Source organism: Sphingopyxis sp. (assembly GCF_050725615.1).
In the GTDB taxonomy this organism is placed as follows: domain Bacteria; phylum Pseudomonadota; class Alphaproteobacteria; order Sphingomonadales; family Sphingomonadaceae; genus Sphingopyxis.
This window is the reverse complement of record NZ_JBOHHU010000005.1, coordinates 1-21843: the sequence shown is the minus strand read 5'-3', so window position 1 is coordinate 21843 and position 21843 is coordinate 1. Positions and strand designations below refer to the sequence as shown.

Sequence of the window (21843 nt, the reverse complement as noted above, 5' to 3'; positions counted from 1 at the left end):
TGGCCGGCGCGCGCTTGCTGCCTAGCCGCTTGGCGTCATTTGGGAAAGGGGGGACGGGGCGGACCGATGGCCCGCCCCGCCGGAATCAGGCCGGATAGGTCCAGCTGCCTTCGCGCGCGAAATTCTCCGCCGCGAAATCCCAGTTCAGCAATTCCTCGACCGCCGCCTCGACATAGGCAGGGCGCAGGTTCTTGCGGTCGATATAATAGGCATGTTCCCACACGTCGACGACCAGCAAAGGCTTGATGCCTGCGGTCACTTCGGTGCCCGCGTCATGCGTGTCGGTGACCGACAGCGTGCCGTCGCGCGAGACGAGCCAGGCCCAGCCCGACGCGAAATGGTTGATCGCGGTCTCTTTCAGCTTCTTCTTGAGCTCGTCGAGCGAACCGAAGTCGCGATCGATCGCGGCGGCGAGGTCTCCCTCAGGCGCGGTCTTGGCCGGCGACAGGCTGCTCCAGTAAAAGCCATGGTTCCACGACTGGGCGGCGTTGTTGAACAGGCCCTTGTTGCCCGACCCTTCGGCGTGGTGGATGATTTCCTCGAGGCTCTTGTCGGCGAGTTCGGTGCCCTCGATCGCGGCGTTGAGCTTGTCGACATAGGCCTTGTGATGCTTGCCATGATGCGTCTGCAGCGTTTCGGCCGAAATATGCGGCGCCAGCGCATCCTCGGCATAGGGCAGGACGGTGAGAGCGATCGTCATGGCAGTCTTCCTTTTTTATCGGGGAGTATGGGCCCCTTAACTCGGGATAGCGCGCCGTGGTTGCAAGGTTTTGGCGCGCAATTTTTCCTTGTTCGCAAGCCACATCGCCTATCCCGGCGGTTACGGGGACGGGCTAGGTCGCCATCGCCAGCAGCGTCGCGATACGGTCGGCTTCTTCCGCCGGCTTGTCGCGGCGGATGCGCGATATGCGCGGGAAACGCATCGCGAGGCCCGACTTGTGGCGCTTCGACGCATGGATCGAATCAAAGGCGACCTCGAGCACCAGCGACTTTTCGACCTCGCGCACCGGCCCGAAGCGGTTCAGCGTGTGGTCGCGCACGAACTTGTCGAGCCATTTCAGCTCCTCGTCGGTGAAGCCCGAATAGGCCTTGCCCACCGGCAGCAGCTCGCCCTGTTCGCTCCAGCAGCCAAAGGTATAGTCCGAATAGAAGCTCGCGCGGCGGCCGTTGCCGCGCTGGGCATACATCATCACGCAATCGGCGGTCAGCGGGTCGCGCTTCCATTTATACCACAGCCCGGCACGCCGCCCCGCCACATAGGGCGCATCGCGGCGCTTGAGCATCACCCCCTCGATCGCGGCGTCGCGCGCGCCCGCACGGCGCGCGGCGAGGTCATCAAAATCCTTCGCGTCGATGACCTGCGACAGGTCGAAATGGCTGGCGGCGAGGCGCGGCACGAAAGCCTCCAGCTGGCGTCGTCGTTCGGTCCACGGCAGGCCGCGCAGATCGTCGCCGTCGACCGCCAGCAAATCATAGACGCGCACGAAGGCGGGATAGTCGGCGAGCATCTTTTTCGACACCGTCTTGCGGCCCAATCGCTGCTGCAAGGCGTTGAAGCTCGCCGCCTCCCCGCCTTGAGTATCGCCGCGCACCAACAGCTCGCCGTCGATCACCGCGTCCTGATCGAACGCCGCGACCAGTTCGGGAAACGCGCCGCTGATCTCCTCGCCGCCGCGGCTGTAGAGCCGCGTCTCGCCGCCGCCCCCCTTCCCACCGCGCACGATCTGGACCCGGATGCCGTCCCATTTCCATTCGGCGGCATAGTCGGCGAGATCGATGCTCTCCTCCTCCAGCGGGTGCGCGAGCATGAAGGGACGGAAGAAGGCGACGTCGGCGAGGTCGGGCCGCGCGGCGCGCCCCTCGCCCCACGCGAAGAGCGGCGCATAGGGCGGCGGGATCGCGTGCCACAGCTCCTCGACATCGTCGACGGGCACGTCAAAGGCCAAAGCAAAGGCCTGTTTCGCGAGCCGCGCCGACACCCCGACGCGCATCCCGCCGAGCGCGAGCTTGAGCAAGGCATAGCGCCCGTCGGCATCGAGCCGGTCGAGCAGGCCCGCGACCACGGCGGGCGCATCGCTGCGGCTGGCGGCGGCAAGAGCATCGACCGCCTGCGCGACGCTGAGGTCGTCCTTCGCCCCCGGCGCATCGGGCCACAGCAGCGCCGCCGTCTCCGCCGTATCCCCCACGAAATGCCGCGACAGGCGGAACAATTCCTCGTCGACACGGCTTCCGAGCAGCGCCCGCACCGTCCCCGCTTTCACCGCCGGAAAGTCGAGGCTCTCGGTCAGCGCGGCGATCGCCCAGCCGCGATCGGGATCGGGGGTGTGTTTCAGATAATCGACGATCAACGCCAGCTTGCTGTTGCGCGAGCGCGTGTAGATCAGCCGGTCGATCAGGGCCGCGAAGCGCTTCACGCTTCCTCCTCCAGATCGCGGCCGACAAGGTGCAGCGCCTTGGCTTTCCGCTGATGCAATTCGCACCAACGCAACAGCCCGTCCTCGCTGCCATGGGTGATCCAGGTCTCCCTGGGGTTCACCTCGACGATCGTCGTCGTCAGTTCGTCCCAGTCGGCATGGTCCGAAATCACCAGCGGCAGCTCGACCATCCGCTGCCGCGCGCGTTGGCGCACGCGCATCCAGCCCGACGCCATCGCGGTCACCGGATCGGGCAGCCGCCGCGACCAGCGGTCGTTCAGCGCCGACGGCGGCGCCAGCACGATCTGTCCGGCCATCGCAGCCTTGTCGGTCTCGCTGACCAGCCGCAATTCGCCAAGATCGACACCATGCGCCGCGTAAAGCTGGCACATTTTTTCGAGCGCGCCGTGGATATAGATCGGCGCCTCCCATCCCGCACCGCGCAATTCGGCGATCACCCGCTGCGCCTTGCCCAGCGCATAGGCGCCGACGAGCACCGAGCGGTCGGGCTCGGCGCGCACCGCACCGATCAGCTTGGCGATCTCTTGCCCCGTCGGCGGGTGGCGGAACACCGGCAGGCCGAAAGTCGCCTCGGTAACGAAGATGTCGCATGGCACGACCTCGAACCGGACGCAGGTCGGGTCGGGCCGCCGCTTGTAGTCACCGGTGACAATGATCCGTTCGCCCGCATATTCCATCAATATCTGCGCGCTGCCCAGCACATGGCCGGCGGGATGGAAGCTGAAGCGCACCCCGCCGCGCTCGAACCCTTCGCCATAAGGAAAAGCTGCATTATGGCTCGCCTCGACATCGACGCCATAGCGCAGCGCCATGATCGCCAGCGTCTCGGGGGTCGCGAACACCGATCCGTGCCCGCTGCGCGCATGGTCAGCGTGGCCGTGGGTTACCGCCGCGCGCGCGACGGGACGCGACGGGTCGATCCACACATCGGCGGGTTTGACATAGATGCCGCTCGGGTGCGGCTCGATCCAGGTCCTGGCGCGGGTCATCCCCGCCCCATAGCACAACGAACAAAGATCGAACAAACCCGCTTCAGTCGCGTCGCCCCAAGCGCATGTGAAACGCATCGAGGTGGAAATAGCTCGGGTCGAAATCGCACATCGCCGCCAGCGCATCGGCGTCGAGGAAGCGGATCCACTGCCGGTTCATCTCGATATAGCCCTCGCGCACCAGCCGCCGCAGCACCCGGTTGGTATGGATCGGGGTCAGCCCGAGCGTGTCGGCAATCTGGGTTTGCGTCATCGGCAGCCGCATCGTGTCTTCGCCCGCCAGATTGACGATCTGCGCGCGGCGGTGGAGTTCGAGCAGCAGATGGCCGATCCGTTCCTGCGCGCTCTGGCGCCCGTTGCGGACGATCTGCTCGCGCAGGAACGCCTCCTCCTGCACCTGTGTCCACCAGAAGGCCATGCTCAGCGCGCCCGACCCGGCGAGCAGGTCGCGTACCGCGCCCGGCGGGATGGCGTAGAGCGATCCGGCGGTGATCGCGAGGACGCTATGGTCGGCCTCCGCCGCGACGAGCACCTGCAGGTCGAAGATGTCGCCGGGGAGCAGGATGTTGAGGATCTGGCGCCGCCCGTCCTCCAGTTCCTTGTAGCGCGCGGCCCAGCCTTCGCGCACCACCAGCACCGCGTCCATCGGTTCGCCGGCGCTGACCAGTTCGGCGTTCGCGGCAAAGCTGCGCACCTTGCCGCCGAGCGCGAGCATCTGCGCGCGGTCGCCGTCGCCGATATCGCTGTAGAAATGCAGGCGCGCGACCAGCGCTTCCAAGGTCATGGGGCCCGCCTCGAAATCATGCGTCGCGCCACCGCGCGGGCAAGGTGATGGTGCAGACCAGCCCGCCGGGCTCCCAGCGTCGCTCGATCGTCCCGCCAAGGTTATTGCGTACGCTACGTTCCATCAACAAGGTGCCAAAGCTGGTCCGGTTGGGGGGACCCGCGATCGGGGCGCCGCCGCTTTCGGTCCAGGTCAGGCGGAATTGCCGGTCGGGCACATCGTCGGCCTCCTGCGTCCAATCCACCGCGACGTCGCCCTGCTCGCTGGCGAGCGCCCCATGCTTGACCGCGTTGGTGGCGAGCTCGTTGAATAGGAGCGCCATAGCGACCACCGCATTTTCGGGCAATTCGAGGTCGGGGCCCGACCAGGTGATGCGCGGAAAGGCGGCCTCGACCTCGCGCAGCAGCGCGTGCATCGATCCGGTCAGGAAATTGGCGCCGAGCAGGACATTCTGTGCGCGATTGAGCGCGTCGAGCCGGCTGCTGATCCGCTCGACATAATCATCGACGTCGGTGGCGGCGTGGCGGGTGAGCGAGATGATCGCGCCGACGGTCGCGAACAGGTTGCGCATCCGGTGGTGCAGTTCGCGCATCAATATGGTGTCATTGTCGCGCCGGTTGCGCTGTTCGGTGATGTCGATGCTGACCCCCGTCAACATCGCATCGTTCGTCCGCACGTCCCAGTCGCCGCGGATCGACAGCCAGCGGATGCCGCGCTCGGGGTGCAGGATGCGATGCTCGACCGCATAGGGGGTGCCGTTGGCGATCGATTCGTCGAGCACCGCGCGCACCACGCCATGATCCTCCGGATGGATGCGCGCAAATGCCTGTTCGGCGGTGGCGAGCGCGGTTTCATAATCGGCGCCCCACAGCTCCGCCACCGCCCCGTGCCAGCGCAGGGCATCGGTGCGCGGATCGAGCTGCCAGGTCGCGACGCCCGAAAAATCGAGCGCGCGTTCGAGCATGTGGCGCGCCGCGTCGCGTTCGATTCCCGCCCGGTGCAGCTCCGCCTCGGCCATGATGATCGCCGCAAAATCTTCGAGCCGTTCGAGTTCGCGCGGCGTCAGCGTCGGGCGCGGCTTGCGGTCGATGATGCACAAGGTGCCCAGGATCGCGCCGTTATAGGCGCGCAGCGGGACCCCCGCATAAAAGCGGATATGCGGTTCGCCGGTAACGAGGGGATTCTGTTCGAAGCGCGGATCGACCTGCGCGTCGGGCACCATGACGGGCTCTGATTCGGCGATGACATATTGACAGAAGCTGATGTCGCGCGCGGTTTCGGGGACATCGAGGCCGAAGGATGATTTGAACCATTGCCGGCAGTCGTCGACCAGCGAGACCAGAGCGATCGGCGCATCGAACAGGTCGGCAACAAGCTTGGTGATCCGGTCGTATCCCGGTTCGCGTGCCGTATCCAGAATGCGATATTCGCGCAGCGTCCGCAGTCGCCTGCTCTCGTCATGCGCGAGGTCCCTGTCCCCACCGTCCGCCAAACTTGCCCCCCTGTCGTCCCCTGGCGTCATCGCGCCGTGCCCCGGGGTCGCTGTGCCATGAAACCGGTCCTCAAAAAAGCATCGCGGCCGTCCGGGTCGAAAAGCCGGAAAACCGACTTTTCGCACCGCAGCCTGTTAACGTCCCGCCCCTTCCTTACGCATCGCACGCCGACAGGTTGCGCAGATTCTGTCGGAGGCGCGGGAACCCGATCGCGCGCAGCGGCGTATGAGCTTATTCAGAGGGAGGTCATTGCATGAGTTTGGGTGAGGAAATCCGCGGCCATCTGCCCTTCCTGCGCCGCTACGCCCGCGCGCTGACCGGCACCCAGCAGCATGGCGACAATTTCGTCCATACGATGCTCGAAGTCATCGTCGCCGCCCCCGATGAATTCCGCTCCGACGACGGCATCCGCATCGACCTCTACCGCACCTTCCACCGCATCTGGGAAAGCGCCTTCATCGACGACGGCGAAGGGAGCGACGATGCCGAAAACCCGATCGTCCGCGCCGCCAACCGCCGCCTGGCGCGGATCACCCCGCTGGGACGCCAGATCTTGCTGCTCACCGCGCTCGAAGGCTTTTCGACCGAGGAAGCCGCGCTGATTACCGGGACCGACGCGCCGACGGTGGAAAGCCTGCTCGCCGAAGCGGTCGGCGATCTCGACCGCGAAGCGCGCACCTCGGTGCTGATCATCGAGGATGAGCCGTTGATCGCGATGGACCTCGAGCAGATCGTCCGCGGGCTCGGCCATGATGTCGCCGGCGTCGCGACCACCCACGACGACGCGGTCGCGGCGTTCACGGCGACCGACGCCGGGCTCGTGCTCGCCGATATCCAGCTGGCCGACGGATCGTCGGGGATCGATGCAGTACAGGATATTCTCGCGCTCGCGCCGGTGCCGGTCATCTTCATCACCGCCTTTCCCGAACGGCTGCTCACCGGCAGCCGTGTCGAGCCGACCTTCCTGATCTCGAAGCCGTTTCGCGAAAATACGGTGCGCGCGGCGATCAGCCAGAGCCTGCTCTTCACCCCGCAACTGGCGGTTTGATCTTCTCCCCTCCCGCTTGCGGGAGGGGTCGGGGGAGGGCGTGTTTTATCAGGGAGTGCGCCGACATGCCCTCCCCTAGCCCCTCCCGCTGGCGGGAAGGGAACCGCGGCCTATCGCTCGCTCGGGCCGTTCGCGGTCAGGCTGTCGACATCGTCCATGATGCTGCGGAAGACTTCGCTCGCGGGCAGCACGTCGCCGCTGCGCCGCGGCATCTGGCCGCCCTCCAATATCTCTTGCAGCGCGGTGCGCGCGCGCGACACGCGGCTTTTCATCGTGCCGACCGCGCATTCGCAGATCGCCGCCGCTTCCTCATAGGATAATTGCCCCGCACCGATCAGCACCAGCGCCTCGCGCTGGTCGACCGGCAGCATCATCAGCCCGCGCTGGACGTCGCCGAGGTGCAGGCTGTCGTCCTGGTCGTCGGGCGCGACGAGCAGCCGTTCGGCGGCGAGTTCGTCATAATCGGCGGTGAATTTCTTGCGCCGCATCTGCGACAGGAAACAGTTGCGCAGGATGACGAAGGCCCAGCTCTTCATGCTCGATGGGCCGGGAATATATTGGGCGCGCGCCTTCCACGCCTTCAGCATTGTTTCCTGCACCAGGTCGTCGGCCAGGTCGGCGTTGCCGCAGAGGCTGCGGCCAAAGGCGCGCAGGTGCGGGAGCATCGCCGCGAGTTCGCGCTTGAACGTCGCGTCGTCGAGCGGCTGGGCGGTGTCGCTGGTCGTCACAGGCGTCGCTCCGGACGCCTTGGCAGAGCCTTGAAGTTAAACATCATCTTGGCATGGCTTAGCCCGTTCGGGTCGCGATGCAAACCGATATGGCGGCCGCACCCGCGCGGCAGAGGGCGGGCCATCGGCGCGATCACGCTCCGCCGGCGCGACCAAGCGCGAGGAAGTTCGTCATCAGCCGGCCGTCCTGCGCGTCGAGCGCCCCGCGCGCCGCCAGCCGCGACAGGTCGGCGTCATGGTCGCGGAACAGCGGGCTGTAGAGCATCGAAAAGGCGGCGAACTCGCGCTCGTCGATCAGGCGGCGGCGAATTTCGATCATGCCATTGTGGCGCAAGTCGGCGCGGATGCGCGCCAGGCACGCCTCGACCCGCGCGACCGGCCCTTCGAGCAATTGCATGAAATTCTGGCCGTTGTAGATCAGCGCGCCGGTCAGCGCGTCGCGGGCGTTGTTCGCCTGCGCCTTGCCGACCAGCGATGCGATATCGGCGGGCGCCAGGCCGGGATCCGCGACGCTGACATAGATAACCGAAAGCAAGAACGACCCTCCCGTGCGCCGCGGCGATGATCCGCAGCATCGCCGACCCTACACAGTCGCCGGTCGGGCCATGCTAACTTGCGTTAATCGCGCGAATCTTTTGTCGCCTTCACAATCCGTCGCAAAAAACCACCTTGTTCGGGAACCTGGGGCCTTTTTCTTCGTTCCTCGGGCATGGCAACGCACGGCGAACATAGGACAAAAGGCGATGGCGCCGCGCAGCGTGTTCGCATGGAGCGCCGGCCGACCCCGGGCAGCTTCCCCGGAACCGGCAGCGACCAATGGTATCGCGCGCTCACCGGGCGGCAGGCCCCCGAGCCGGTCAACACCAAATTGCGCATCATCTATGGCAATATCGTCGCCGAACCCCTGCCCGACGGCATGCTCGACCTTCTTTCGCAGATCGATCAGAAAGCGTCCGATCAGGAATGACCCAGGCCAGTGCCGTTTCATCGCGGGAGGGCGGAAGCCTGTCCGACCGCGAGTTCAAGACCCTGCTCGCCGGCGTCATCCCCCATTTGCGCGCCTATGGCCGCAGCCTGTCGGGCAATCCCGACCTCGCCGACGACCTGACGCAGGATACGATGGTCAAGGCCTGGGCCTCGCGCGACCGGTTCGAGGCCGGAACGTCGATCAAGGCCTGGACCTTCGTCATCCTGCGCAACACCTTTCTGTCGCAGATGCGCCGCAACAAATTTGTCGGCGACTATGACGAGACGGCGGTCGAACGCACCCTGTCGACCCCCGCCAGCCAGGAAGACAGCGGCGAGATGGCCGACCTCCAGCGCGGGCTGATGGAATTGCCGCAGGACCAGCGCGAGGCGCTGATCCTCGTCGGCGCCGGCGGCATGTCCTATGAAGAGGCGGCGAGCATCTGCGGCTGCGCGCTCGGCACGATGAAAAGCCGCGTGTCGCGCGCCCGCACCGCGCTCGAAGAGATTATGACCGAGGGTCAATTTTCGCAGAAACGCGCCGAAGCCGCCCCCGCCAGCGAAGCGATGGCGGCGATCATGGACAGCGTCGAAACGATCGCGGCGCGCCACGACGCCGGAAGCCGCTGACGCTCCCGGCCTTGACAGGCTCGACTTTGCACGGCGGGCGCGGCAGACAGGCCGTCCCCCCAGCAAAGCGAGTTCATCGATGAAAACCGCCCCCCATCTCGCCTCCCATTTCGTCATCGCCGCCGCGATGTTCGTCGGCGCCTGTTCGACCGGCGCGACGCCGAGCGAAGCGGCATCCACCGGCCCCGCCGCGATCGACGCCAATGGCGCCCAGCCCGCGACCCCGCTCGCCGACGCCCCCTTCACGGTGCAGGAGGTCGCCAGCTTCAACGAACCCTGGGCGATGACCTTCCTGCCCGGCACCCCCTTCGCGCTCGTCACCGAAAAGTCGGGCAAGCTGAAATTGTGGAGCGAACGCGGCGCCCCCGTCGATGTCGCGGGCGTGCCCGCCGTCGCCTATGGCGGACAGGGCGGCTTCGGCGACGTCCTCGCCGCGCCCGATTTCGCGACCAGCGGCACCATCTATCTCAGCTGGGTCGAGGCGGGCAGCACCGGCACCTATGGCGCGGTGGTCGGCAAGGCCAAATTCGACCAGAGCGGCGCCCCGACGCTGAAGGACCTGCAGATCATCTGGAAACAGGATCCCAAGGTGACCGGGCGCGGCCATTTCTCGCACCGCCTCGCCTTTTCGCCCGACGGAAAATATCTCTTCATCGGCTCGGGCGAGCGGCAGAAATTCGACCCGGCGCAGGACATGAAAGCCAATCTCGGCAAGGTGCTGCGCCTCAACCCTGACGGCAGCGTGCCCGCCGACAACCCCTTCGCATCGCAAGGTGGCGTCACCGCGCAAATCTGGTCGCTCGGCCATCGCAATATCCTCGGCCTGACCTTCGATGGCGCGGGTCAGCTGTGGAACCAGGAAATGGGGCCGAAGGGCGGCGACGAGGTCAATCTGGTCGCGGCGAAATCCAATTACGGCTATCCGATCGTCTCGAACGGCGACCATTATGACGGCAAGGATATTCCCGACCACCCGACCCGCCCCGAATTTGCCGCGCCGAAACTGTGGTGGAATCCCTCGGTCTCGCCCGCCGGGCTCGCTTGGTACGACGGCGACCTTTATCCGGGCTGGAAGAACAGCCTGTTGATGGGCGCGCTGTCGGGCGAAGGGCTGATCCGCATGGCCATCGACGGCGACAAGCTCCACAAATCCGACCGCTGGGACTTCGGCCGGCGCATCCGCGAGGTCGAGGTGCGCGGCGACGGGTCGGTCTGGCTGCTCACCGACGGCAGCGACGGCATGCTGGTGAAGCTCGTCCCGAAGAGGTAGGCGCAACCGCAGATCTGAACCGTAGCCCTGAGCCTGTCGAAGGGCGCTTCTCGGATAGGCGCCCTTCGACAAGCTCAGGGCTACGGTAAATAGCTGCACGGCTTTCACCGAACGACGCTCGAAGCTATAGGCCTCCCATGCTCCGCGACCTCCTCGCCCGGCGCGCCGAATGGCCGGCGCGCATCGCCGACCCCGATGCGCCGCCGTCGCTCGGGCTGCTGTGGCGCGAGGCGACGTCGCTGATGCGCGCGCTGTGGGGCCGCATCCGCGCGATGCCGCCCGAGCCCAATCCCGACAGCGACCATCCGCCGGTGATGGTGCTCCCCGGCTTCCTGTCGGGCGACTGGGCGACCAAGGCGCTGCGCGGCGACCTCCGCCGTTCTGGGTTTCGCTGCTACGGCTGGGGCCTCGGTTTCAACCGCGGCGCGACGGCGGACATCATCGAGCGCATCGACACCCGCGTGCAATGGATCATCGACCGCACCGGCCATGTCCCGGCGCTCGTCGGGTGGAGCCTCGGCGGCATTTACGCGCGCGAATATGCCAAGCATCATCCCGAAAAGGTCGCGCGCGTCGTCACCCTCGGCTCGCCCTTTTCGGGCAGCCGCCGCGCCAACCGCGCCTGGCGGCTCTATCACCTGATCGCGCGCCACCCGGTCGACAATCCGCCGATCGACTTCCACCCCGCCCCGCGCCCCGAAATGCCGACCTTCGCCTTGTGGTCGGCCTATGACGGTGTCGTCGCGATCAACAGCGCGCGCGGCGCCCCGCACGAAAGCGACCGCCAGATCGAGGTCGACTGCGGCCATATGGGCTTCGCTTATGCGCCGACGTCGGTCGCGGCGATCGCCAAGGCGTTGCGGGAAGAGGTCGGCGAATCAAGCGGATCGGCGGCGGCTTGATCCGATCTTAACGATGAACCGGCATAGCCGGGCCTCTCACTCGGAGGGAAGGCCATGCTGGTTCAACGAAAATTCCATGCCTATGCGCTTGTCGCCCTCGTCGCGGCGGTCCCGATCATCGTCGGCGCCACCACCGCCGACGACGGATTTGCGAACGACAGCACCCGGTTGACGGTCACCGGCCAGGGCCTCGACAGCCAGCCCGCCGAGGTCGTGCAGATCCTGGCCGGGGTCGAGGAGTTCGCCCCGCGCGCCTCCGACGCGGTGCGTCGCAATGCCACGAAGCTCGACGAGATGCGGCGATCGCTCAAACGGCTTGGCGTGAAGGAAGAGGATTTCTGGACCTCGAACATGACGCTGTCGCCCGAGAAGAAATATGACGGGTCCGAAAAAGTCGACGGCTTCATGGTCCGGCACAATCTGATGATCAGCTTTCGCGATCCCAAGAATGCCGGCGAGATGATCGACCATCTGGTCGACGCCGGCGCGACCAATATCCAGGGGCCGATCACCGCATGGGATGCGACCCCCGAATCGGCGGCGCGCGCCCGCGCCGCCGCGATCAAGGACGCGATGGACCGCGCCGACGTCTATGCCCGCACGCTGAAAATGCGGGTCAAGCGCGTCGTGTCGATCACCGACAGTTCGGGATATCGCCCGTATCGGCCCAGCGCCGCCATGGCGCGGGTCAACGTCGGCAGTACCCGCATCGACCCCGCGCCGGAAAATGTCACCGTATCGGTCGGCGTGGTTTTCGAACTCACCAAGAGCTGAAGCCGTCGGCGACACGGGCGCCGCCGCGCGCCAGGCTTCAGCACACATCGATCCCCGTCCCCGCGCGCCAGACCAGCCGCATCCGGCCGGGACGGCGTCCCCGCTGCCCCGTCGAGACAAAACCGATGCGGCGCAGCAGCGCGCGCGAGCGTGTGTTGCCGGGATGGCATTCGGCGACGATCGAACAGCCCGGCCGCGACGCGACCAGCGCGCCGACGACCGCGCGCACCGCCTCGGTCGCGATGCCGCGCCCCCGCGCGCGCGCCGCGAACCAGTAACCGATCTCATATTCCGGCCCCGCGCGCCGATGGACCCCGATCACCCCGTTGAGGTCGAGCCCCTGCTCGTCGCGCACCGCATGAAACACGTCGCCGCCGCCCGACCCCGCGATCAGCGCGCGCGCATCGGCTTCGGTGAAGGGCGTGGGCAGGAAATGCACCTGCGAGGTCACGCTGTCGTCGGTGATCGCGGACAGCGCGCGCGCATCGTCGGCAAAGAGCGGCGTGATGCGGCAATGGTCGGTCGAGAGGGCAAGCAAGCTATCGGTCATGTCGCGTCTTCTTCAAAAAGCGCACGCCGTGACGGGGGGTGGTGGTATGATGATGACCATTCGCCTTGTCCGAACACGGCGGCGATGGTCACAGGTGATGCCATGCCGCTCCTATGTAAAGGAGCGCCAATACGCCTTGAATCGCAGGGATTGGTCGTGGGTCATCATCGGCGGACCTAACAGCGCCGCGCCGGCCGATCAAGTCCCTTGCCATGTCAATTTATACAATATATTGCGCAATATATTGTATAAATCGAATCGCAGGTGAAATCTCCATGAAGACCCGGTGTTGGACCATCCTCCTTGCTGCCACGACCTTTTGGCTCGCCACGCCTGCCGCCGCCGATGAAGCGCCGCTGACCGCCGCCGACAAGCGCGCGGTCGTCGAACAGCTCGGCGCGACGCTCGAGGCCAATTATGTGTTCCCCGACAAGGCGAAGACGATCGCCGCGACCTTGCGTAGCCGCCTCGACGCCGGCGACTATGACGCCGCGCCCGACCGCCGCGCCCTCGCGAGCAAGCTCACCGACGACCTGATCGCCGCGAGCAACGACCTGCATTTTTCGGTCGGAGTCGATCCTGAATGGGTCGCCGACTATGCGGCAAAGCAGGACCCGGCGCGCGCCGCCGCGTTGCGCGAGCAGGACCGCCGCGACGAGGCGCGGACGAATTTCGGTTTCACCGGGCTGCGCTATCTCGACGGCAATATCGCCTATGTCGACCTGTCGCATTTCGCCGATCCCGAACTCGGCTATGACGCCGCCGCCGCCGCGATGCGCTTTGTCGAGAATGGCGACGCGGTGATCTACGACCTGCGCTACAACAATGGCGGCTATCTCGAGATGGCGCAGTTGCTCGCAAGCCAGCTCTTCCCCGGCGACAAGGATCAGGAGCTGTTCGATTATGATTATAATCTCGACGGCCGCCGCGTCGAACGCGGGCAATGGGTCCTCCCCGCGCTGCCCGCGAAGCGGCTGACCGGCAAGCCGGTCTATGTCCTCACCGGTTCGACCAGCTTCTCCGCCGCCGAATGGTTCGCCTATACGCTCAAGAAGCTTGGCCGTGCGACCTTGGTGGGCGAACGCACCGCGGGCGGCGCGCATCCGGTCGACCGCAAGCCCGTCGGCACCGACTTTTTCCTGCAGGTCCCGATCGGCCAGATCCGCGATCCCGTCGATCGCGGCGATTTCGAGGGACAGGGGGTGACCCCCGACCATCTCGTCCCCTCCGCCGATGCGCTCGCCGTCGCGCACCGCCTCGCGCTCGCCGATCTGGTGAAGGCCGATCCGGCGAAACAGGCCGACGCCGACTGGCTCGCCCCCCTGCTCGCCCCGCGCCCCGCGCCGACCGCCGCCGCGCTGAAGGCCGTGACCGGCCGCTACGAAGGGCGGCGCATCGACCTGGTCGATGGCAAATTGCTCTACACCTGGCGCGAACGCTTCCGCCTGGCGCTCGAACCGCTCGGCGACGACCTGTTCGCGATCGAGGGCGTGCGCGACTTCCGCTTTCGCATCGCGCGCAAAGGCGGCAAGATCGTCGCCCTCACCCGCATCGACCGCGATGGAACGACCACGACCTATGCCCGCCTCGACTGATAGCGCTTCCGATCTCGACGACATCTCGTTCCTCGGCCGCCTCAGCGAAGCGCTGAGCCAGCGGATCGAGGAACAGACGCGCGAGCTGTTCGACGATGCGGGCATCGTCATCCCGGTCCGCTCCTGCTCCCTGCTCACCGCGCTGCGTCAGGCCGGTGAAGCGTCGGCCGCCGAACTCGCGCGCGCGCTCGGCCAGTCGCACCAGCTGGTCGTCCAGAAATGCCCGGCGCTGCTGCGGCTGGGCCTCGTCACCCAGCACGCCGACCCCGCCGATGCGCGGCGCAAGCTGTTCCGGCTGACCGACAAGGGCGCCGCGCAAATGGCGCTGCTCGACAGCTATACGGCCGGGATTTCCGCCGTGTATGAGCGCCTGTTCGAAGAGACTGGCGATGCGCACGCCATATTGCTGAAAACGCTGCGCGCGCTCCAGGACCGCCCGTTGCGCGAACGCGCCCGCGACTAGGTCACAGCGTCCGAAACATCACCAGCGCATCGACGGACCCCAGCGCCGGATGGTCGAACGCCGCCGGCAACCGCCCGACGATGGCGAAGCCCAGCGACTGCCACAGCCCGACCGCGCGGGTGTTGCTCGCGACGACGAAGTTATACTGCATCGCCCGAAACCCGCGCGCCTTCGCCTGCTCGAAGCTATGCAGCGCCATCGCCCGCGCCACCCCGCGCCCGGTCGCCGCCGCGCCGGTCATATAGCCGCAGTTCGCGACATGCGCGCCGCCGCCGGCCTGATTGGCGCGGAGATAATAGGTGCCGAGGACGACGCCGTCTTCCTCGGCGACGAACACGTCCTTGTCGGCGCCGAACCAATAAGCGATCGCATCCGCCTCGCCCATGTCGCGATCGAGCGCATAGGCCTCGCCCGCGCGTATCACCGGTTCGAGGATCGCCCAGATCGCAGTGGCATCGTCGGGCGTGGCGGGGCGGATCGAAAGCGTCACGCTTGGGGACCGAGGAACGGCGCCACCACCTCCGCCGTCACGCGCAGCGGCCGCCCGCTCGCCTTGTCGAGCAGCGCCCACACGGTGCGTGCGCGGACATGCACTTTGCCGTCGGCGCCGGTGAATTCCATGAAACGGTCGAACTTCGCGCCCTGCGGCTTGTCGGCGACCCAGGTGCGCGCGGTCACCGTCCCGCCGGGGCCAAGCGCGCGCAGATAATCGATCTCGTGGCGCACCACGACCCAGATGTAAGCGTCCTTATGCGATTGCGGCGCAGCGGCGTCCCAATGCCCCGTCGCGACCTGCTGGATCCACTGGACCCAGACGGCATTGTTGACATGGCCGAGCTCGTCGATGCTCTCGGGGGTGGCGGTGAGGGAGAGGGTGAAGGATTTCATGGGGTGTGCTTAGCCTCGGCGTCTGGCGACAAAAAGCCTCGTCATTGCGAGGAGCGAAGCGACGCGGCAATCCAGAGTAGGAGTAAACCGCTCTGGATTGCTTCGCTCCGCTCGCAATGACGATGGGACTGGAGGCTAAGCCAGCTCGACCGTCGTCACCATATAGCCCGCCTCGCGCAGCGCGGTCACCAGACTGTCGAGATGCTCGCGGTCGCGCGCCTCGCACTCGATGTCGGTGATCAGCCCCTTGGCGGGCAGCGTCGTGAAGATGCGCTGGTGATAGATTTCGATGATGTTGACCTGCTTCTCGTCGAACAGCTTCATCACCTTGAACAAGGCGCCCGGCCGGTCCTGCAAGCGGATGCGCAGCCGCGCGATGCGGCCCGAGCGCGCGAGGTCGCGCAGCAGCACATTGGCGAGCAGCCGCGTATCGATATTGCCGCCGGTCAGCACCAACCCGACCTTGCGGCCCTTGAACTCCTCGGGATGCGCGAGCATTGCCGCGAGGCCGGCCGCGCCCGCGCCCTCGACCACCGTCTTTTCGATCTGCAGCAACAGGCTCACCGCCCGCTCCAGATGGCGTTCGGCGACCAGCACGATATCGTCGTTGAGTTCGGCGACCAGCTTGCGCGTGTACGATCCCGGCTCCTTCACCGCGATACCCTCGGCCAGCGTGTCGCCCTCGCACGCCATGTCGACGCCGTTCAGCTCGGCGTACATCGACGGATACAGCTCGGCCTGCACGCCCACGAGGCGCATGTCGTTCTTGATCCCGCGCGCCGCAGTGCCCATGCCCGCGAGCAGCCCGCCGCCGCCGATCGGCACGATCAGCGTGTCGAGCTCGGGCACATCCTCGAGCATTTCGAGCGCCACCGTGCCCTGCCCCGCCGCGACATGCGGATGGTCGAAAGGATGGACGAAGGTCAGCCCGCGCTCCTTTTCGAGCACGCGCGCATGGGCATAGGCATCGTCGAATTTCTCGCCATGCAGCACGATCGTCGCGCCATGGCTCGCGGTCTGCGACACCTTCACCTGCGGCGTCGTGCTCGGCATCACGATGGTCACCGGCACACCGAGGCGCTTGCCATGATAGGCGAGACCCTGCGCATGATTGCCCGCCGACGCCGCGATCACGCCGCGCGCGCGCGCTTCGTCGTCGAGCAGCAGCAGCGCGTTCAAGGCGCCGCGTTCCTTATAGGCGGCGGTGAACTGGAGGTTTTCGAACTTCAGCCACACCTCGGCGCCGACCATTTCGGACAAGGTCTGCGAATGGAGCGTCGGCGTCCGCACGACAGCGCCGTCAATTCGGCCCGCCGCCGCGCGCACATCGTCCAATGTGATCGCCGGAAGATCGGCGGCGGAGGTCAGGGTGAGTTGATCGGTCATAATGCAGCTGGCCCTAGCCTATCTGGCGCGTCGCGCAAACCATGGTTATGGGTTGGCCCATGAGCGAACAAAAATTGCGCATCAGCTTCCTCGGCATCGGCGTCATGGGCGGCCCGATGGCGGGCCATCTCGCCAAGGCGGGGCACGACCTCACCGTCTACAACCGCACCCGCGCCAAGAGCGACGCCTGGGTCGCCCTCCATGGCGGGCGCGCGGTCGCCACCCCCGCCGAGGCGGCGGACGGCGCCGACGTCGTGATCACCTGCGTCGGCAACGACGATGATCTGGCGCAGGTGACGCTCGGCCGCGACGGCGCCTTTCGCGCGATGCGGCGCGGCGCGCTGTTCATCGACCACACCACCGTCTCCGCCCGCATCGCCCGCCAGCTGTCGGTCGAGGCCGAGGAGCCGGGGCTGCTCGTCGTCGACGCCCCCGTGTCGGGCGGCGAAGCGGGCGCGCAGAACGGCACGCTGTCGATCATGTGCGGCGGCAAGAAGGCGGCGTTCGAGGCGGCAGCGCCGGTGATGCAGGCCTATGCCGGGCGCATGGTGCATATCGGCGGCCCCGGCGCCGGGCAGACGACCAAGATGGTCAACCAGATCGCGATCGCCGGGGTGATCCAGGGCCTGTCCGAAGCGTTGCGCTTTGCGCAGGCCTCGCGGCTCGACACCGACAAGGTGTTCGAGGCGGTGTCGGGCGGCGCCGCCGCAAGCTGGCAGATGCTCAACCGCTGGAAGACTATGGCGAAGGACGAATTCGACTTCGGCTTCGCGGTCGACTGGATGCGCAAGGATCTCGGCCTCGCGCTCGACGAAGCCCGCTCGAACGGCGCGACGATTCCGGTCGCGGCGATCGTCGACCAGTTCTACGCCGATGTGCAAAAGGCGGGGAACGGACGAAAGGATACCAGCTCGCTGGTGACGCGGTTGCCGAAGTGAGCGGGGCGAGCGACAAAAACCACGCCCTCCCCTTCAGGGGAGGGCAGCGAGACTTGGCAGCTTGCTGCCTAGTCGCAGCGGGTGGGGTCCATCGGCCTTGCGCTATGCCGCGAAACCCCACCCCAACCCAGTGTCAGGGAAACCGTCCCCCGGACGGTTTAGGTCATGCCGGGGGCATGACCGACCTGACACTCCTGAAGGGGAGGGGCTTTATGCTCGCCGCCTTGGCCGCCCTCCTCCTCGCCACCCCTGCCCACGCCGACACGCTCGTCGACAATGTCAACGGCATCACGCTCGACAAGGACGGCAAGCTGGTCCGCTTCACCGGGCTGGTCATCGGCAGCGACGGCAAGGTCAGGCAATTGCTCGACCGCAAGGACAAGCGCCCCGAACGCCCCGATTTCCAGGAGGACGGCAAGGGCAAGACGCTGATCCCCGGGCTGATCGACGCGCATGGCCATGTCATGGGGCTCGGCTTTTCGCTGATGCTGCTCGACCTCAGCGAGACGAAATCGCTGGCGGAAGCGCAGGCGGCGATCCGCGCATATGCCGCCGAAAATCCCGAAATGCCGTGGATCATCGGGCGCGGCTGGAACCAGGAAAAATGGGGCCTCGGCCGCTTCCCGACGGCCGCCGACCTCGACGCCGCGGTGTCCGACCGCGCGGTCTGGCTCGAACGGGTCGACGGCCATGCCGGCTGGGCGAACAGCGCCGCGATCGCTGCGGCCAAGGTCACCGCCACCACCAAAGCGCCCGAGGGCGGGCGGATCGAAATGGCGGGCGGCAAGCCGGGCGGGGTCTTTGTCGATGCCGCGATGAGCCTGATCGACCAGGCCAAGCCCAAACCGCAGGCGCGCGACCTCGACCGCGCCTTCCTGCTCGCGCAACAGAAATTGCTTTCGCAGGGGATCACCACGATCGCCGACATGGGCACGACGATCGCCGAATGGCAAAGCTATCGCCGCGCCGGCGACAAGAAACAGCTGGCGATCCGGATCATCAGCTATGGCGGCGACATCGACAATATGGCGCTGATCGCGGGCAGCGAACCGACGCCCTGGCTTTATGACGACCGGCTGCGCATGGTCGGGGTCAAGCTCTATCTCGACGGCGCGCTCGGCTCGCGCGGCGCCTGGCTCAAGGCGCCCTATAGCGACGCGCCGGGGCAGAAGGGCCTGCCGCTGCTCACCCCCGCGCAACTGCGCAACAAGATGGTGCGCGCCAGCTTCGACAAATTCCAGGTCGCGATCCACGCGATCGGCGACGCCGCCAATGCCGAAGCGCTCGACGCGATCACCGACCTCAACGCCGACCTGCCCGGCGAGCGCCGCTGGCGGATCGAACATGCGCAGGTGATCGACCCGGTCGACATCCCGCGTTTCGCGCAATTGAAGGTCATCGCCTCGATGCAGCCGGTCCACCAGACGAGCGACCGGCTGATGGCCGAGGCGCGGCTCGGCCCCGACCGGCTGAAGGGCGCCTATGCCTGGCGCAGCCTGCAAACGGCGGGCGCGCGCCTTGCCTTCGGCTCCGACGTGCCGGTCGAAAGCGCCAACCCCTTCCCCGGCATCGCCGCCGCGATCTCGCGCACCGACGCCGCCGGACAGCCGCTCGGCGGCTGGCACCCCGAAGAAGCGGTGAACCGCGAGACCGCGCTCGACGGCTTCACCCGCACCGCCGCCTTTGCGGGCTTCGCCGAGGATCGCATCGGCACCTTGATGCCCGGCATGCGCGCCGACTTCCTTATCATCGACAGCGACCCGATGCTCGCCAGCCCCGACGAGATCCGCCGCATGACCCCGCTCGAAACCTGGATCGGCGGCTATCGTTATTACAAGAAGGGCAATTGACGGCGTGCCAGCGACCCGTCTGATCCCGCGCCGCGTCGCCAAGCCCTGGGGCCGCGACGACATCGGTCCGCTCTTTGATGCGGGCGGCGAGCGGATCGGCGAAATCTGGTTCGAGCTTCCCGCCGGGTCGGCCGAACCCGCGCTGCTGGTCAAATATCTCTTCACCTCCGAGGCGCTGTCGGTGCAGGTCCACCCCGACGACGCGCAGGCGCGCGCGGCCGGCGCGCGGCAGGGCAAGGAGGAGGCCTGGCTGATCCTCGACGCCGCCGACGACGCGGTGATCGGCCTCGGCCTCGAACAGCGCGTGTCGCCCGAAGCGCTCCACGCCGCCGCACTCGACGGCCGCATCGAGGATCTCATCGACTGGAAAGTCATCGCCCCGGGCGATCATTTCCATGTCACCCCCGGCACGATCCACGCGATCGGCGGCGGGCTGACGCTGATCGAGGTCCAGCAATATGCCGACATCACCTATCGCCTCTACGATTATGGTCGCCCGCGCGACCTGCACCTCGCCGAAGCGATGGCCTGCGCCGAAGCGGGGCCTTATCTCACCGCCAATTTGCGCACGCCGATCGCGGTCGGCATCGACCGCCTCGTCGATGGCCCGAAATTCGGCCTGGTGGACGCGCATAGCGAGGATTTCGCCGCCCTCCCCGATATCGGCGCCCACGGCCCCGTCTGGTTCATTCCCGTCGACGGAAACGGCACAGTCGGTGCGGCCGCCTGGCAACCCGGCGAGTGCTGGCTGCTGGGCGACGCCGCCGACCTCGCCACGCTCGGCGGCCAAGGCCGCGCGCTCATCGCCTGGGCCAAGGCATGACGACGCGCCGCACGCTCCTCGCTGGCCTCGCCGCCTTCCCCGTCGCCACCGCCGCCGCGGCGGCCGAGCGCAAGGAACGCAAGCCGAAGAAACGCAAGCCCGCCCGGCCGACTGTCCAGCATGTCGATGTCGCGGTGATCGGCGCCGGCGTGTTCGGCGCCTGGACCGCCTGGCACCTGCTGCGCGCGGGCAAGAGCGTCCGCCTGTTCGACGCCTATGGCGCCGGCCATGTCCGCTCCTCCTCGGGCGGCGAAAGCCGCGTCATCCGTATGGGCTATGGCGCCGACACCATCTATTCGCAGATGGCTCGTGAATCGCTCGAATATTGGAAGGACCTGTCGGACACCGCCTCCGCCCCGATCTTCCACAAAACCGGAGTCCTCTGGTTCGCGCCGCAGGGTGACAGCTACGCCGCGCAATCGCTCGCCTGGCTGCAGGCGAACCGTATCGGCCACGAACAGGGCGATGTGAGCTGGCTGCAGAATAAATATCGCCAGATCCAATTCTATCAGGGCGAAACCGGCATCCTCGAAACCGAGACCGGCGCGCTGATCGCGGGGCGCGGCGTGCAGGAGGTGATCGCCGACGCCCAGATCGCGGTCGAGCCCGTCGTCATGCCCGCGCCGCTGCTGGCGAAGAAGATTCAGCGTCACACTTTGCCCGACGGCGGCACCGCCGATCATCTCGTCTATGCCTGCGGGCCCTGGCTCGCCGAAATCTTCCCCCAGCATCTGATGGGCAAGATCGTCGCGACGCGGCAGGAGGTCTATCATTTCGGCGCGCCGCAGGGCGACACCCGCTTCGCGCCGCCGAACCTGCCGGTCTGGGCCGATTTCAACAACGGCCGCATCGTCTATGGCATCCCCGACCTTGAGGGTGCGGGGTTCAAGATCGCGATCGACGCCCATGGTCCGGTGGTCGATCCCGACACCCAGGACCGCGCGCTGACCCCGGCGGGCATCGCCGAAGCCCGCGCCTATGTCGCGCGCCGCTTCCCCGGCCTCGCCACCGCGCCGCTGATCGGCGGGCGCGTCTGCCAATATGAGAACAGCTCGAACGGCGACTATCTGATCGACCGCTTCCCCGGCCAGCCGCATGTCTGGCTCGTCGGCGGCGGATCGGGCCATGGTTTCAAAAACGGCCCTGCGGTCGGCAAACGCGTCGCCGCGCATATCCTCGACGAAAGCCTGCCCATCGAACCCCGCTTCAGCTTCGCGAGCAAGGGCACTGTCGCGGCGCGGACGGTTTATTGATGCCCGGCGCGGACATTTGCTGCCGTTCGTGTCGAGCGAAGTCGAGACACGTCGATGCTGCGCCAGACGCATCTCGAC

At 66.9% G+C, this 21843-nt stretch carries 23 protein-coding genes; 12 read left to right on the top strand and 11 right to left on the bottom strand.

Features of this window, described 5'->3' with window-relative positions:
* Positions 1-85: 85 nt before the first annotated feature.
* The 5 genes from ACREB7_RS02040 to ACREB7_RS02020 all read right to left on the bottom strand — a co-directional run bounded on the left by ACREB7_RS02040 (position 86) and on the right by ACREB7_RS02020 (position 5700).
* A complete protein-coding gene (locus ACREB7_RS02040) occupies positions 86-700 on the bottom strand; it encodes a superoxide dismutase (RefSeq protein WP_431590644.1) in 615 nt (204 codons plus the stop codon).
* Between the two features lie 133 nt (positions 701-833).
* Positions 834-2414 (bottom strand): cisplatin damage response ATP-dependent DNA ligase, encoded by a 1581-nt coding sequence (locus ACREB7_RS02035; RefSeq protein ID WP_431590643.1) that lies wholly within the window; start codon positions 2412-2414, stop codon positions 834-836.
* Positions 2411-3424 carry a ligase-associated DNA damage response exonuclease gene (locus ACREB7_RS02030; protein ID WP_431590642.1) on the bottom strand — a complete coding sequence of 338 codons (1014 nt, stop codon included), beginning with the start codon at positions 3422-3424 and terminating at the stop codon, positions 2411-2413. The genes ACREB7_RS02035 and ACREB7_RS02030 overlap by 4 nt, the downstream gene beginning before the upstream one ends.
* Positions 3425-3467: 43 nt before the next feature.
* Entirely contained in the window at positions 3468-4208 is a 741-nt protein-coding gene (locus ACREB7_RS02025) for a Crp/Fnr family transcriptional regulator (protein WP_431590641.1), read from the bottom strand.
* Positions 4209-4224: 16 nt separating this feature from the next.
* The gene (locus tag ACREB7_RS02020; protein ID WP_431590640.1) at positions 4225-5700 is read right to left on the bottom strand and encodes a GAF domain-containing protein; all 1476 of its coding nucleotides are present in this window, start codon (positions 5698-5700) and stop codon (positions 4225-4227) included.
* A gap of 254 nt (positions 5701-5954) precedes the next feature.
* Here ACREB7_RS02020 and ACREB7_RS02015 point away from each other — a divergent pair, with 254 nt between their 5' ends.
* Positions 5955-6749, top strand: a complete 795-nt coding sequence (locus tag ACREB7_RS02015) for a response regulator (protein ID WP_431590639.1) — start codon at positions 5955-5957, stop codon at positions 6747-6749.
* 110 nt (positions 6750-6859) lie between these two features.
* Here the strand turns inward: ACREB7_RS02015 and ACREB7_RS02010 are convergent, their stop codons facing one another.
* Together ACREB7_RS02010 and ACREB7_RS02005 are read right to left on the bottom strand one after the other, a co-directional pair.
* Positions 6860-7414, bottom strand: a complete 555-nt coding sequence (locus tag ACREB7_RS02010) for a sigma-70 family RNA polymerase sigma factor (protein WP_431590706.1) — start codon at positions 7412-7414, stop codon at positions 6860-6862.
* A gap of 196 nt (positions 7415-7610) precedes the next feature.
* A complete protein-coding gene (locus ACREB7_RS02005; protein WP_431590638.1) occupies positions 7611-8012 on the bottom strand; it encodes a BLUF domain-containing protein in 402 nt (133 codons plus the stop codon).
* A 231-nt stretch (positions 8013-8243) separates the two neighbouring features.
* Here ACREB7_RS02005 and ACREB7_RS02000 point away from each other — a divergent pair, with 231 nt between their 5' ends.
* The 5 genes from ACREB7_RS02000 (at position 8244) to ACREB7_RS01980 (ending at position 12019) form a co-directional block, all read left to right on the top strand.
* Positions 8244-8444, top strand: coding sequence for a NepR family anti-sigma factor (locus ACREB7_RS02000; RefSeq protein ID WP_431590637.1), 201 nt, complete (start codon positions 8244-8246; stop codon positions 8442-8444).
* On the top strand, positions 8441-9073 hold the full coding sequence (locus tag ACREB7_RS01995; RefSeq protein ID WP_431590636.1) for a sigma-70 family RNA polymerase sigma factor: 633 nt from the start codon (positions 8441-8443) through the stop codon (positions 9071-9073). The genes ACREB7_RS02000 and ACREB7_RS01995 overlap by 4 nt, the downstream gene beginning before the upstream one ends.
* Positions 9074-9152: 79 nt before the next feature.
* On the top strand, positions 9153-10343 hold the full coding sequence (locus tag ACREB7_RS01990) for a PQQ-dependent sugar dehydrogenase (protein ID WP_431590635.1): 1191 nt from the start codon (positions 9153-9155) through the stop codon (positions 10341-10343).
* A gap of 137 nt (positions 10344-10480) precedes the next feature.
* Positions 10481-11245, top strand: coding sequence for an alpha/beta fold hydrolase (locus ACREB7_RS01985; protein WP_431590634.1), 765 nt, complete (start codon positions 10481-10483; stop codon positions 11243-11245).
* 54 nt (positions 11246-11299) lie between these two features.
* Positions 11300-12019, top strand: coding sequence for an SIMPL domain-containing protein (locus ACREB7_RS01980; protein ID WP_431590633.1), 720 nt, complete (start codon positions 11300-11302; stop codon positions 12017-12019).
* 37 nt (positions 12020-12056) lie between these two features.
* On the opposite strand, the gene ACREB7_RS01975 is transcribed toward ACREB7_RS01980, so the two are convergent.
* The gene (locus tag ACREB7_RS01975; protein ID WP_431590632.1) at positions 12057-12569 is read right to left on the bottom strand and encodes a GNAT family N-acetyltransferase; all 513 of its coding nucleotides are present in this window, start codon (positions 12567-12569) and stop codon (positions 12057-12059) included.
* Positions 12570-12844: 275 nt separating this feature from the next.
* On the opposite strand from ACREB7_RS01975, the gene ACREB7_RS01970 reads away from it, so the two are divergent.
* Positions 12845-14164, top strand: coding sequence for a S41 family peptidase (locus tag ACREB7_RS01970; protein ID WP_431590631.1), 1320 nt, complete (start codon positions 12845-12847; stop codon positions 14162-14164).
* A complete protein-coding gene (locus ACREB7_RS01965; protein WP_431590630.1) occupies positions 14148-14627 on the top strand; it encodes a MarR family winged helix-turn-helix transcriptional regulator in 480 nt (159 codons plus the stop codon). Before ACREB7_RS01970 ends, ACREB7_RS01965 begins: the two co-directional genes overlap by 17 nt.
* 1 nt (position 14628) lies before the next feature.
* Here ACREB7_RS01965 and ACREB7_RS01960 read toward each other — a convergent pair whose 3' ends face one another.
* The 3 genes from ACREB7_RS01960 to ACREB7_RS01950 form a co-directional block, all read right to left on the bottom strand.
* Entirely contained in the window at positions 14629-15117 is a 489-nt protein-coding gene (locus ACREB7_RS01960) for an N-acetyltransferase family protein (RefSeq protein ID WP_431590629.1), read from the bottom strand.
* On the bottom strand, positions 15114-15515 hold the full coding sequence (locus ACREB7_RS01955) for an acyl-CoA thioesterase (protein ID WP_431590628.1): 402 nt from the start codon (positions 15513-15515) through the stop codon (positions 15114-15116). Before ACREB7_RS01955 ends, ACREB7_RS01960 begins: the two co-directional genes overlap by 4 nt.
* A gap of 135 nt (positions 15516-15650) precedes the next feature.
* On the bottom strand, positions 15651-16901 hold the full coding sequence (locus ACREB7_RS01950) for a threonine ammonia-lyase (RefSeq protein WP_431590627.1): 1251 nt from the start codon (positions 16899-16901) through the stop codon (positions 15651-15653).
* 59 nt (positions 16902-16960) lie between these two features.
* Between ACREB7_RS01950 and ACREB7_RS01945 the strand changes: the two genes are divergently transcribed.
* The 4 genes from ACREB7_RS01945 to ACREB7_RS01930 all read left to right on the top strand — a co-directional run bounded on the left by ACREB7_RS01945 (position 16961) and on the right by ACREB7_RS01930 (position 21765).
* Positions 16961-17839: an NAD(P)-dependent oxidoreductase gene (locus ACREB7_RS01945; RefSeq protein WP_431590626.1), complete on the top strand. Its 879-nt coding sequence runs from the start codon at positions 16961-16963 to the stop codon at positions 17837-17839.
* A gap of 212 nt (positions 17840-18051) precedes the next feature.
* Entirely contained in the window at positions 18052-19689 is a 1638-nt protein-coding gene (locus tag ACREB7_RS01940) for an amidohydrolase (RefSeq protein ID WP_431590625.1), read from the top strand.
* A 4-nt stretch (positions 19690-19693) separates the two neighbouring features.
* The gene (locus ACREB7_RS01935) at positions 19694-20512 is read left to right on the top strand and encodes a class I mannose-6-phosphate isomerase (protein ID WP_431590624.1); all 819 of its coding nucleotides are present in this window, start codon (positions 19694-19696) and stop codon (positions 20510-20512) included.
* Positions 20509-21765 (top strand): FAD-dependent oxidoreductase, encoded by a 1257-nt coding sequence (locus tag ACREB7_RS01930; protein ID WP_431590623.1) that lies wholly within the window; start codon positions 20509-20511, stop codon positions 21763-21765. The genes ACREB7_RS01935 and ACREB7_RS01930 overlap by 4 nt, the downstream gene beginning before the upstream one ends.
* The last annotated feature ends 78 nt before the right edge of the window (positions 21766-21843 follow it).